Origin of the sequence: Bradyrhizobium sp. 139 (assembly GCF_023074175.1) — a bacterium.
GTDB lineage: Bacteria > Pseudomonadota > Alphaproteobacteria > Rhizobiales > Xanthobacteraceae > Bradyrhizobium.
Map to the genome: position 1 here is coordinate 102,220 of NZ_JADPKS010000045.1, position 12,618 is coordinate 114,837.

Below are 12,618 nucleotides of genomic sequence, written 5' to 3' on the forward strand. Positions count from 1 at the left end.
CGATCGTGCGGCCAAGGCCATCGGGAACCTATCCAAAGGAACCTCATCGTGGTCCCGCCAAACCCCTGTCATTTGAAAGCTTTGCCCCCTATATTGGGGATGCCGGTTCGCCGGCTATGGAAATAAACGGTCGTCGTAATAAACCATTCGGACCCGGGGGCGGTACCCGGCGCCTCCACCAAAGCCCACCAGCGGGCTAGCCCAGAGCGGGCTTTGGCGGGGGCGAAATAGGATCGACGAGGGCGTAAAGGGCGTTCTTTTTCTCGGTATTGTTCCGCCGTTATCGGGCTATGCAATAGTTGCCAACGACAACTTTGCTCCGGTTGCTCAGGCTGCGTAACGCAGTTTGAAAGACCATTCTGAAGTCCTAACGGGTTAAGCTCCGTTAGGCGGGGTTCGGAGGCACCTGGCAACAGAAGCCTCCACTTACCTCTTTAATTTCCTTCCCGGCGGGGACTCCTGCTGACCCGTCAGGCGCGGTACTATTGTGGCTTGGCGAGTCGGGCCGGCAGGGCCCGGCTTCGGGAACGCGACAGGACGATCATGGCGACCGATCATATCCGATACGATGTGCTGGCCCGCGACGCACTGCGCGGCGTGCTGCGCAAGGTGCTGACCGATGCCGCGTCCCATGGATTGCCGGGCGAGCATCATTTCTTCATCACCTTCGTGTCGAAGGCCGAGGGGGTGAAGATTTCGTCGCGGTTGCTGGCGCAATATCCGGAAGAGATGACGATCATTCTCCAGCACCAGTTTTGGGATCTGACCGTGCTCGAGGATCGTTTCGAGGTCGGCCTGTCCTTCGGCGGCATTCCGGAGCGGCTGATCGTGCCGTTCAGCGCGATCAAGAGCTTCCTCGATCCGTCCGTGAAGTTCGGCCTCCAGTTCGACACCTCCGATGTCGCCGAGGTCTCGACCGAGACATTGCCGGCCGCTCCCGCACCGTCGGCCGTCGCGGTGCCCGCGCCTGCCACTGAACCGGCGGAAAGCGCCGAGGAGCCGACCGCCCCGAACCAGGGCGGCGCCGAGGTGGTGAGGCTCGATCGTTTCCGCAAGAAATGATCTAGCTTGGGCGCGAGCCCCGTCGCAGGCCGCCAAACTCTCTATATAGAGGCACATGAAGTGGCCGCGCGGCGTTTCGTGCGGCGGAATGGATGTGCTCATGGCCAAGATTGCCCGCTCGAAGACCGACCGCTCCTCGCACCCCGCGACCCGCACCGAGACCGACAGTTTCGGTCCCATCGAGGTCCCCTCCGATTGCTATTGGGGGGCGCAAACCGAACGCTCGCGCCAGAATTTCCGCATCGGCATCGACCGCATGCCGATCTCGCTCGTGCATGCGCTCGGCATCGTCAAGCTCGCCGCCGCACAATCCAACCTTGAGCTCGGCCTGCTCGACCGGCGCAGGGCCAACGCCATCATCCGCGCCGCGCGCGAGGTGATCGAGGGCAAGCTGGACGATCATTTCCCGCTTGTCGTGTGGCAGACCGGCTCGGGCACGCAGAGCAACATGAACCTCAACGAGGTCATCGCCAACCGCGCCAATGAGCTGCTCGGGGGCGAGCTCGGCGCCAAGAAGCCGGTGCATCCCAACGATCACGTCAATATGAGCCAATCGTCGAACGACTCATTCCCGACCGCGATGCACATCGCGGCCGCAAGCCGCATCAGCGCCGATCTCGTCCCTGCCCTCGGCGAATTGCTGCGCGCGCTGCGCAAGAAGGAGAAGGAGTTCGCCAGGATCGTGAAGATCGGGCGGACACACACCCAGGACGCCACGCCACTGACACTCGGCCAGGAGTTCTCCGGTTACGCCGCCCAGGTCGAAAGCGGCATCGCGCGCCTCAAGGTGGCGGTGAAGGACCTCTATCCGCTGGCACAGGGCGGCACCGCCGTCGGCACCGGCCTCAACGCCAAGCCGCGCTTTGCAAAACTGTTCGCAAAGCAGGTCGCCGGGATCACCAAACTGCCCTTCACCAGCGCCGCCAACAAATTCGAGGCGCTGGCCTCGAACGACGCCTATGTGCTGGTCCATGGCGCCATCAATTCCGCCGCAACAGGCCTGTTCAAGATCGCCAACGACATCCGCCTGCTCGGATCGGGCCCGCGCTCAGGGCTGGGCGAACTGATCCTGCCGGAGAATGAGCCGGGCTCCTCGATCATGCCCGGCAAGGTCAACCCGACGCAATGCGAGGCGATGACGATGGTGTGCTGCCAGGTGTTCGGCAATCAGACGGCGATCACCGTCGCCGGCAGCCAGGGCCATTTCGAGCTCAATGTCTACAAGCCCGTGCTCGCCTACAACATGCTGCACTCGATCCGGCTGATGGCGGACGCCGCGCGCTCCTTCACCGAGCATTGCGTCAGCGGCATCCGCGCCGATGAAAAGCGTATCCAGGAGCTGATGCAGCGCTCGCTGATGCTGGTGACCGCGCTCGCCCCGAAGATCGGCTACGACAACGCCGCCAAGGTGGCGAAGACCGCGCATGCCAACGGCACCACGCTGAAGGAGGAGGCGCTCCGACTCGGCTTCGTCTTGGCGGACGAGTTCGACCGCCTGGTGCAGCCGGAGAAAATGACCCGGCCCGGATAAATTCCGAATTCCGATAGTCATCCGTAATGATACGGAGCCCGAAGGCTCATAAATGTAAGGCTTAAGGGACAGGATTTGATTACCGTCAATGTTGCGGCGAGACGGCGTGCTACGCAGGTCTCGCTGCCCTTGACGGGGCGAAATTCATCGTTTGATGGCCCGAGCGGCCGATTGACGAGGACCAGCGAATGGCGATCAAGTCTGGTGGGGCGCAACGCGGCCCCCTGTTTCTGAATGTTTCATCCTGCCTGAAGAGGATCGGATGATGGAGACGCGGCATGGGCAACGTCATCAACCTGAATCGTTTCAGGAAGCGCGCCGAGCGGGAAGCCTCGGCGAAACAGGCGGACTCCAACCGGGCGAAGTTCGGCCGAACGAAAGCCGAGCGATCGGCGGAGGAGACGCGGGCGGACCAGGCGAAGGAGCATCTGGACCGGCACCGGATCGATCACGAGGAGCAGCCATGAAGTCGCCCGTCGTGAAACGATCGATCGTCGTCGCCGGCCACAAGACCAGCGTCAGCCTGGAAGAGGCGTTCTGGAACGGCATGAAGGAGATCTCGGGCCTGCGCAACATGACGCTGTCCGAGCTCGTCGGCGAGATCGACAACGGTCGCCAGCAGGGCAATCTGTCGTCGGCGATCCGGCTGTTCGTCCTGGACTACTTCAAGAGCCGCGCCATGGCCGCCCAGCCGGAAAAGATCCCGGCCCAGTAGCCGCCGGGGCGTCTTTCCGACGCGCCCCAGCGTCCGCACTTTAAAATCACTCTAAGGTGCAGTTTCGGTCGACCTGCACGCTTGACCTCAATGCCCTGCGTTGAAAATACAGGGCATGACCGACATCCATGATACGCGTCCGCAGATGCCGCTGGGCCTGGCCCAGCGCGGCTATACCGGCGTCATCCAGCATCTTTCCGCCGGGGACGCGGGCTCGGCGCTCTCGGACATCGAGCTCGAGAGCCGGCTGATCGAGCTCGGTTTTGTCGAGGGGGCCCGGGTCGAAGTCCTGCACGAGGGGCTGGTCGGGCGCGACCCGATCGCCGTGCGGGTCGACAACATCACCATCGCGGTGCGCCGTCGCGAAGCCATGGCCATCATCGTCGCCTGACGCGACCGGACCCCAATTCCAGGCCTTTGATCCCATGGAAGCACCCCTGCTGCATCTCGCCCTGGTGGGCACGCCAAACAGCGGCAAGACCTCGCTGTTCAATGCGCTGACCGGCAGCCGCCAGAAGGTCGCGAACTATCCGGGCGTCACCGTCGAGCGCAAGGAAGGCTTCTTCGTTACTCCGCAAGGTCGCCAGGTCTCGGTGGTCGACCTGCCCGGCACCTATTCGCTGCGCGGCCGCAGCCCGGACGAGGAGATCACCCGCGACTTCGTGCTCGGCAAGGCCTCCGGCGAGACCGTGCCCGACCTCGTGCTGTGCGTGGCCGACTCGACCAATCTGCGCCTGACCATCCGCCTGCTGCTGGAGCTCAAGCGCACCGGCCGGCCGATGGTGCTGGTGCTTAACATGTTCGACATCGCGGCCCGCCGCGGCATCAATGTCGACGTCGAGCGGCTCGCCAAGGAGCTCGGCGTGCCCGTGGTCACCTCGATTGCGGTGCGCAAGGGCGGCACCGCCGACCTCCTGACGCTGACCGACGAGATCTCGGCCAAGTTCGCCGCCGAGCCGCAGGAAAACAGCTGGCGCGCGCTCAGCGTCGCCGAACTGCGCGCCACCCAGCGCGAGGCCGACCGCATCATTGCCGACTGCGTCAGCCTGCCGAGCCGTCCCGACACCTGGACCGCGCGGATCGATGCCGTGGTGCTGCACCCTGTCGGCGGCCTGATCGTGCTCGCGCTGATCCTGTTCGTGATGTTCCAGGCGGTGTTTGCCTGGGCGCAGCCGCTGATGGAGCTGCTGAACTCCGGCTTCGATGCGCTCGGTGAGTTCGTGCACGCCGCCCTGCCCGCCGGCCTGCTCCAGAGCTTCCTTCAGAACGGCGTGATCTCAGGCGTCGGCAGCGTCATCGTGTTCCTGCCGCAGATCATCATCATCTTCCTGTTCATCCTGCTGCTGGAAGATTTCGGCTATATGGCGCGCGCCGCGTTCCTGATGGACCGCATCATGGGCGGCGCCGGGCTGCACGGCCGCGCCTTCATTCCGCTGCTGTCGAGCTTTGCCTGCGCCATCCCCGGCATCATGGCGACGCGCGTGATCGACAACAAGCGCGACCGGCTGACCACGATCCTGATCGCGCCGCTGATGACCTGCTCGGCGCGCATTCCCGTGTATACGCTGATCATCTCCGCCTTCATTCCAGCCAGGGACGTCTGGGGCTTCATCAACCTCCAGGGCCTCGTGATGTTCGGCCTCTATGCGGCCGGCATCATCAGCGCGCTCGGCGTCTCGTTCCTGATCAAATTCTTCATGCTGCGCGACTATGCGCCGGCGCCGTTCATGCTGGAGCTGCCCGACTACAAGATGCCGCGGCTGAAATCGATCGCGATCGGCGTCTACACGCGCGCGAAAATGTTTCTCCACCGCGCCGGCACCACGATCTTCTCGATGATGGTGCTGATCTGGTTCCTGGCCTCGTTCCCGCAGCCGCCCGCGGGCGCCACCGAGCCCGCGATCGACTTCAGCCTGGCCGCGATCATCGGCAAGGCGCTCGCTCCCCTGCTCGCCCCGGTCGGCTTCAACTGGCAGATCGCGGTTGCGCTGATCCCGGGCATGGCGGCGCGCGAGGTCGCGGTCGCGGCGCTCGGCACCGTCTATGCGATCGAAGGCGGCAAGGAAGCCGCCGAGCAGATCGGCCAGGTGCTGGCGACGAAATGGTCGCTCGCGACCGCATTGTCGATGCTGGCCTGGTACATCTTCGCCCCGCAATGCGCATCCACGCTCGCCGTGATCCGGCGCGAGACCGGAAGCTGGACCTGGATGGCGGTGACCTTCGCCTACATGCTGGTGCTGGCGTATGCCGCGAGCCTTCTGACGTACAATGTCGCGGTCGCGTTAGGGGCGGGCTAGCGCTCCGAAACCAAAACTGCGAAAACAACCCCATGCACAGTAGACGGGGCCAGCGAAAGCAATAGCTTACGTATTATCCGAAATCAATTTGACCCGTCGGGCAAAACAGGAGCATAATGGCATCCTCAACCCCAACGGCATCAAGATCGCGACAAGCGCCAAGCGGCTATCTGTCCTCGAGCGAAAGCACCGGCGTCCACTTCGCTGGAAAACGCCCTCGCACTCAGCCGGTGCGCAGCCGCACAACGGATTGTGGCAACGACGCGACAAACAACACCGCACAAACACACAGCAGGACGATGTCCTTGAACAGAAATTCGCCGGTCAAATTCCACGCCATCGGGTCGGGTGAAAGGCTCCATTTGACGACGCCCGGCGTCGTGAAGAAGAACGACCACGTGATCGCGAAGGTCACCATGCCCATGAATGACCCGAGGGCGGACAAAACCGGACTGAACGCGCCGGCCGCGAGTAACGCCGCAATCGTGAATTCAGAAACACCGAGAAAATATGCCTCTCCCCTCAAACCGAACACCGACAGCCAGGAGATGACTGGACTGTTGGTGATGAATTGAGCGATGCCCTGCGCGGATTGCAGTGTGAACTTCTGCATTCCAAACGACACGAATATGATCACCATGACCCAGCGGAGAATGGCGAGAGAACGATAAGAACCGCCGCCATTCTCAGCAATGTTGAACCCTATCATCCGACCATGTCTCCCCGGATTGCACATCCATCAGCGCTACGAAAATTCGTTCGCTGAAGGCTGTACGAAGAGAAGCTTCCGTCGTTACCCGCATCCGCAGGTTCCACAGATCACACGTCCGTGCAATGCGCGTGTCCGCGCCGCGGTCAAGCGGCTATGGTCCGGGTGGCCGCTCAAGCTACGAACGGCGCGGATGCCGGAATGCCGAAGGCGTAGACGGCTGGGCCGCGAACCGGCCCGGCCAATCAGTCGCAAGATCGACGTTCTGGAGCTTCAAAACTCCTGGAGCGCGGCGATCAGCCGTTCGGGTTGGAACGGCTTTTCGAGAAGCACGCTGTTGGGCACGCGTTGCGACTTCCATGATTCCAGATCGGCGCCGGCCATCATGTACACGACCGGAAGGTCCGGATGTTTCTCTCTCATCCTGCGGGCAAGTTCCCAGCCATTCAGCTTGCCGCCAAGATAGACGCCGGTCACAAGCGCCTTGTGATGCTTTCCTCGGGCGACGAAGATGGTGATCGCCTCCTCCCCCGACGAGAGGATATCGGATGCAAACCCGGCTTCGGCGAGCGCGCTCTCAAGTACGCCCTGGAGCGGATATTCGTCCTCCACGATCAAGATCGAAGGCAGTTCCAACATCATTTGCATTGAGCTTAGGCTGTGGCTTGGGTTTGGGCTCGGGGCCGGCCAGCATCCGTCGCGGCACGTAAGGTTCCGACCGGCGCGAAGTACACGACACGAATGTGCACCTTTCTTGGCGATGCTTCGCTTGGAGATGCTTCGCAGTTCCGCAGTTCCCGCCGCGAACCCCGAAATGGCGACAGATCAAGCAAAAAGGCCCCGCTTCGGCGGGGCCTTTTTGCTTCCGAGTTCCGTATAGGGCAATTCTGAACTTTTGACGGCGAAGTGCGCAGCTCGCGGCAGCTCGTCTTACCGGAAATACCCCAGCACCAGATCGATATCCGAACTGCCGGCGCTCGTGCCGTTCAGTTCGGCGTCGATGACGCGGCGGCAGGCTTCGATCGCGGCGTGGTCGCCGAGGTCGTTGGCGGCTTCCAGCACGAGCCAGGCGGCGTCGACCGAGGCCTTGTCCGGAGCCGATCCGCTCGTCTCGGCGGTGAGGCTTTTGGTCTTGCGAACGGCGGTGCCGAATTGAGGCAACATTGCAAATACTCCCTTTCGAATTCCGGGATGATGCTCAGTGCACCTGGTGAAGCTCGGGCTGACGGCCCGCGTCGGCACCCGCGGTCTTGCGCGACTGATAGAATTTCAAAACGCTGCGCGAGGTCTCGATCTTGAGCCAGCCAAACTCGCGCTCGCTGTCGTGGAGCTCACGCGCCGTGATCAAATGATCCTTGGCGCCGAGGAACAGCAGCGACATGGTCGTGTCCCACGAGAAATCGAGCGCCTTGCACAGCACCAGGATCATCTCGCGGTTGCGGTCCATCATCGCGCGTTCGATCACGTCGACCGGCAGCGACGACAACAGCGACAGACCGATCTGCACCTCGTCGAAGCGGTGCTGGCGCGCATAGTTCGAGATCGAGTCCTGGTTCAGATTGCCCTGCCGGTATTGCGTCGTCACCACGCGCTTGGCGACGAAATAGCTGCGCGAGGACGGGCCGAACTTGGATTGGAGATCGCCGGTGACCTCGGTCACCGAGCTCTGGATCTGCGACATCATCTCGGGCCGCTCGGTCTCAAGCCGGCGGCGGACGTCTTCCGACGCCTTGGAAATGAGCTGCTGGAAAATGTGCCGCGGCACGTCCTTGCGCAGGCCGAGCTGCTCGGCGAGGATCGAGTCGCCTTCCGCGCGGCGGACCATGTGCAGCAGGCCCGAGCCCGAGAAGCGCGCGCCCTCGTTCCTGGCGACGGAGGTCACGACCTCCTGGTTGCCGCGCTTGACCAGCACGTCGGTGACGGCTTCGCCGATCGACTCGCGCTGGGCGATCGCGAGCAGATGCGCCTGGCCCTTGGTCATGGCGCTCTCGACCAGCATCTTCTCGTCGATACGCGTGGAGTCGCGCAGCACGGGTCCGGCAACCGCGATCTCGTCGTCGAGCGCGAGCTTTTCGATGACGTTGAGCGGAGCGTGGTCGCAGGCCGACATCAGCTCGGAGAGCTGCGCACGCGCGGCCACCTCGATCTCGTCGGCGAGCCGGCCGATGACTTCGCCGAACATGCTGATCTCGTCGTCGCTGTAGCGGCCGGTGATCAGGATGTCGGTCACATGCCACAACGCCTTGGCCCGGCTCTCGTCGGTGCCGCGCGCGATCGCGTCGTCCAGATCCTGCAGAAGCGATGTCGCCCCGTTCATCTCGATACCCCAGTTCTTCCCAGTTCTTGGTGAGCCATCGCGCCTGTGCTGGCGCGATGCCGAATTCCTCTGGGACCGAAACTAGGGAACAAACGCGAGAATCTGGTAAAGTCGGCAGTTCAGTTTTGCTGACGAAAATTCGTTAAAATGCGGGGGAATGTGTTTACCGGTGGGGAAGGCTTGCGTTTAACGCAGGCGATTAGAGCGCCAAAGCCTCCCCGTCGTCATGGCCGGGCTTGTCCCGGCCATCCACGATCCTACTCGCAGCACCAAGAACGTGGATGCCCGGGACGAGCCCGGGCATGACGGGCTCTGCCCTCACGGATTCGACGGCGTCAGCACCAGCGGCGGCTTCGGCCTGGGCTTGGCGGGCGGCGGGCCGGGGGCCGGCCTCACCTCGATCGGCGGCGGCAGCGGCGCGATCTGCTGGCTCGCAAGCGGCGGGCTCGGCGCGGCGGGGGCCGCCTGCGGCGCTTTCGGCGTCGGCGCGGCCTTGGGCTCGGCCCTGCCCCTTGGCGGGGCGCGGCGTGGATCGCGGCCGGGCATCGGCACATCCAGCAGCGACGGCTCCGGCGCCGGATCGGGCGAGACCAGCGTCGGCAGCGCGGCGGTCGCCGGCGGCGGCTCGCCGCGCTCGATCGCATCCAGCCGGCGCGTCTCGCGATCGATCGTGCGCACCGCGAGCCATGACGAGAGCGGCGCGACATCGACGGTACGGTTGAGCTTGTCGGGAGGACCTGCCGCGAACAACTGGATCTCCGGCGGCGCGCCCGAGAGCCCGGTCATGATCGGCGTCAGGCTGGCGCGGATGTCGGCCTGGTCGGCGGGAATGTCGTAGCCGCCGGAGACGATGGCCCGCGCGTTCTTTGCTTCCAGCGGTGTTGCGCCGACGCGCAGGCGCCCGTCGCGGATCGTGAACGGGATCTGCGCCGAGGCGACCGCGATCGGCCCGGCCAACAGCGCGGGTTCGACGAGCTGCCGCAGCCTGACGTCGTCACTGACCTGGCCGCCATCGCTGGCGCGGATGGCGATCTCGAAGGCGCGAGGATTGAGGCCTGAGATTTCAGCGGAGTCCAGCGTCACCGTGCCGTTGCCCGCGAGCGCGCCGATCAATGCTGTGACACTGCGGCCCTGGCTGGTCAGCGCCATCTGCACCGAGGCGCGTCCCTTGGGCAATGCGAGAGCGCGGTAGCGCAGCGTCGCCGCATCGACATTGCTGAGCTCGATACGCGCGTTCAGCGCAACGCCATTGGCCCCATTGCGCGCATCGAAGCTCGCCGACATCTCGCCGCCGCCGACCTTACCCTTGACCGCGTCGAACGCGAGCGACTGGCCGTCGCTCCGGATCGTGCCGCCGACGGGGCGCAGCTCGATGCCGTCAGGCAAGCTGCCGCGCAATGCCTGGAAGGCGATGCGGCCGCGCCAGCCCCCGAGAAGCCCCGCGCTCAGCGGCTCGCCGGCATCATGTCCGGCGGCGCCGATCGCGATTGCAAGCGCGGGGGCGAGATCGAGCGAGTCGAGGCCGACTTCGCCATCGACGCTCTTCTCCTGATCGAGCGTCACCGACAGATGACCGCGCAAATGCGAGCCGGCTGCGCTGCCTTCGAGATCGTCGAAGGTCAGGCGGTTGCCGGACAGGCCGACGCGCGAGGACAGGTTGACGCTCTGCACCGACTTGTCGGCCGCGCTGGTCCCGAACAGCGGCGCCAGATTGGCATTGCGCACGCGCAGGTTCACGCTGGCTTTGGGCTCAGCCGCAGACAATTCGACGCTGCCTTGGGCGTCCGCGTCCAGCCCGCCGCTCAGCTTTGCGTTCAATTGCAACTGATGACGCCAGGCGCCGCTTAACCGGCCTTCGAACTGCGAAGCGCCCTCGCCTGCGGCCACGACGCGATCGAGGCCCAGCAGCGCCAGCAATGCGCCAGCCTGCGGTGTCGAGACTTTCGAATCCAGCGTGAAGTCGCTGTTGCGCAAGCGATCGATGTCGATGCCGTTGACTGCCGCCACCGGCGTCTGCCCGGCCAGCGTCGCGGTGGCCTTGAGCTGCGGCGCATCGAGATCGAGCACGGCGCGCGCGTCGCTGCGATCGGCGTGTTCGGCGTTCTTGTCGAGGCTGAGGTCGAGCTTCAGGCGCGTCGCGCCGGGTAATGACGCGATGGCGTCGAACCGTGCACGCACCGAAGGCGCAATCGGCTCAAGCAGCGCGGTGAGCTCACGCAGCGAATTGGCCGAGGATTTCAGGGCGAGCCTGCCGGTGGCCTTGGCGCGGTCGAAGCTGCCGCTCGCTTCCGTGGTCACGCCGCTCGCCTGACCGAAGCGCAACTGCTCCAGCGACAGCGCCGCCGGGCCGTAGCCGAGTTTTGCCGTGAATGGCCGTAGCTCCTGTCCGGCCGAAATCGCCCGGCCGACATCGAGCGCAAGCTTCGCTTCCTCCGGCCATTCCCCTTGCGGTCCCGCGAGCGCGCGCACGAAACTTGCGGCGGCATCGAGGTCGAGACGGTCGGCCTTGAGCTCGGCGTCGATCCGCGAGCCCTTGCTCGCGCCGGTCTGGGCGAAGGCGATGCGGCCCGCCACCGCGCCGCCCTCGATCTCGGCCTTCAGCCTGTCGATGGCGAGATGGTTGGCGGCGATGGTCACGTCGCCGGCAAGGCGCAGCGGCCGCGTGCTGCGGCGGTTGACCTCGCTGCGGCCCTGGAGCCAAGCCACCAGCGTATCGGGGTCGGAGGATTCGACGCTGAGACGGCCGCTGAAGCTGTCGGCGCCGGGCGTCGCGCCGTTGAGCGAGAGCTGCGTCATGCCGGGTGCGCGCAGCTCGAGCCGCTGGAAGGTCCAGGACTTTCCGTCGGTCTGGAGCTCCGCCGTGATGTTCTGGAGTGGACGGCCGCCCAGCATGATCTGGTCGGAGTTGAACTCGATCTGCGCCGGGATCGGTGCCTGCGGGATCGCCGCAAGGCCCGCGCGCAGCGCCGGCAGGACACGCTGCGGTTCGGCACCGTCCTTGCCCGTCAGCTTGTCGGCATCGAGCTGGCGCGCCGACAGCACCGCACGCAGCAGCGGCGAAGTGCCGAATCTGACATCGCCGACACCGCCAAACTTGAGCGCATTGTCCTCGGCGCCAAAACTCGCGTCGATCTGATCGAATTTGGCGCCGGCCGGATCGGCCTTGAGCTTTGTCGTGAGCTTCCAGGGTGTCGGCCCCGCCTCGCCCGGCTTCTTGGCGGCGGGCACGGCGAGCGTCAGCGCGCCGTCGAATTTCGGCAGGCGGTTGTCGAAGGCGAGCACGCCTTCGAGGTCGGCGAGGATGGCGCGCTCGCCGGGATCGACGTTGAGATGGAGCCGGGTGGCGCTGCCGTCGGCGCTCGGGCCGGAGGAGATGCGGAACGGATAGCGCGTCCCGGCGGCGGTGAAACTGCCGTCGCCGCGGACCGCGCCGGCCAGCGAGCGCACGTCGCCGGAAAAGGCGATGTCGTTCAATTCCAGCGTCGAGCGGCTGGCGGCATCATGCAGGGCGATGCGGCCGGTGAGGTTCAGCCGCTCGATCGCGAGCGAGGCCAGATTGAAGGTGCCGCTCGCGATGGACGGCAGATCGACCCGTCCTCTGGCATCCAGGCCGATATCCACCGCCATGCCGTTGACGGTCAGCTCGGTGGCGCGCCATTCGCCGCGCATCAGCGAACTCAGGCTGAACTCGACGTCGAGCTTGTCGGCGCGCAGCCGGCCGAGATCGTTGTTGCCGCCAAAGGTGAGCGAGCGCAGCCGCAGCGTCGGCGCCGGCAGCAGCCGCGCATCCAGCTCGCCCGCCACCCGCACCGGAACGCCGATGATCCGGCTCGCCTCCGCCTCGAACTGGGGCCTGAACTGGTTCCAGTCGATGAAGTAAGGCCCGATCAGCGCCGCCAGAAGCGCAATGATGAAGGCAATCGCCAATCCGAGCAGCGTCGTCTGCACGGGTCTCCCCTCGGCCAAACCGGCACCCGGGCCAAACCT

Annotated in this window: 11 protein-coding genes and 1 other RNA gene; 7 read left to right on the forward strand and 5 right to left on the reverse strand. The window is 64.9% G+C overall.

Annotated features, from left to right (window positions below):
- The first annotated feature begins 62 nt into the window (after nt 1-62).
- The 7 genes from ssrA (at nt 63) to IVA80_RS11560 (ending at nt 5,605) form a co-directional block, all read left to right on the forward strand.
- Nucleotides 63-427: a transfer-messenger RNA gene (gene ssrA, locus IVA80_RS11530) on the forward strand.
- A gap of 116 nt (nt 428-543) precedes the next feature.
- Entirely contained in the window at nt 544-1,062 is a 519-nt protein-coding gene (locus IVA80_RS11535; protein ID WP_247429333.1) for a ClpXP protease specificity-enhancing factor SspB, read from the forward strand.
- Nucleotides 1,063-1,150: 88 nt separating this feature from the next.
- Nucleotides 1,151-2,593 (forward strand): class II fumarate hydratase, encoded by a 1,443-nt coding sequence (gene fumC, locus IVA80_RS11540; RefSeq protein ID WP_247429339.1) that lies wholly within the window; start codon nt 1,151-1,153, stop codon nt 2,591-2,593.
- A gap of 278 nt (nt 2,594-2,871) precedes the next feature.
- Nucleotides 2,872-3,060 carry a DUF4169 family protein gene (locus IVA80_RS11545; protein ID WP_247429342.1) on the forward strand — a complete coding sequence of 63 codons (189 nt, stop codon included), beginning with the start codon at nt 2,872-2,874 and terminating at the stop codon, nt 3,058-3,060.
- Nucleotides 3,057-3,308 (forward strand): ribbon-helix-helix domain-containing protein, encoded by a 252-nt coding sequence (locus tag IVA80_RS11550; protein WP_247429345.1) that lies wholly within the window; start codon nt 3,057-3,059, stop codon nt 3,306-3,308. Before IVA80_RS11545 ends, IVA80_RS11550 begins: the two co-directional genes overlap by 4 nt.
- 115 nt (nt 3,309-3,423) lie before the next feature.
- Nucleotides 3,424-3,699, forward strand: coding sequence for a FeoA family protein (locus IVA80_RS11555; RefSeq protein ID WP_247429348.1), 276 nt, complete (start codon nt 3,424-3,426; stop codon nt 3,697-3,699).
- Nucleotides 3,700-3,733: 34 nt separating this feature from the next.
- Complete coding sequence (locus tag IVA80_RS11560) at nt 3,734-5,605, forward strand: ferrous iron transporter B (RefSeq protein WP_247429351.1); 1,872 nt, start codon at nt 3,734-3,736, stop codon at nt 5,603-5,605.
- A gap of 223 nt (nt 5,606-5,828) precedes the next feature.
- On the opposite strand, the gene IVA80_RS11565 is transcribed toward IVA80_RS11560, so the two are convergent.
- The 5 genes from IVA80_RS11565 to IVA80_RS11585 all read right to left on the reverse strand — a co-directional run bounded on the left by IVA80_RS11565 (nt 5,829) and on the right by IVA80_RS11585 (nt 12,579).
- Nucleotides 5,829-6,314: a DUF417 family protein gene (locus IVA80_RS11565; protein ID WP_247429356.1), complete on the reverse strand. Its 486-nt coding sequence runs from the start codon at nt 6,312-6,314 to the stop codon at nt 5,829-5,831.
- Nucleotides 6,315-6,587: 273 nt separating this feature from the next.
- The gene (locus tag IVA80_RS11570; RefSeq protein ID WP_247429359.1) at nt 6,588-6,962 is read right to left on the reverse strand and encodes a response regulator; all 375 of its coding nucleotides are present in this window, start codon (nt 6,960-6,962) and stop codon (nt 6,588-6,590) included.
- A 282-nt stretch (nt 6,963-7,244) separates the two neighbouring features.
- Nucleotides 7,245-7,478 carry a hypothetical protein gene (locus IVA80_RS11575; RefSeq protein ID WP_247429361.1) on the reverse strand — a complete coding sequence of 78 codons (234 nt, stop codon included), beginning with the start codon at nt 7,476-7,478 and terminating at the stop codon, nt 7,245-7,247.
- 34 nt (nt 7,479-7,512) lie between these two features.
- Entirely contained in the window at nt 7,513-8,631 is a 1,119-nt protein-coding gene (locus IVA80_RS11580; RefSeq protein WP_247429364.1) for a DUF2336 domain-containing protein, read from the reverse strand.
- A gap of 318 nt (nt 8,632-8,949) precedes the next feature.
- Nucleotides 8,950-12,579, reverse strand: a complete 3,630-nt coding sequence (locus IVA80_RS11585; protein WP_247429367.1) for an AsmA-like C-terminal region-containing protein — start codon at nt 12,577-12,579, stop codon at nt 8,950-8,952.
- Between the last annotated feature and the right edge of the window lie 39 nt (nt 12,580-12,618).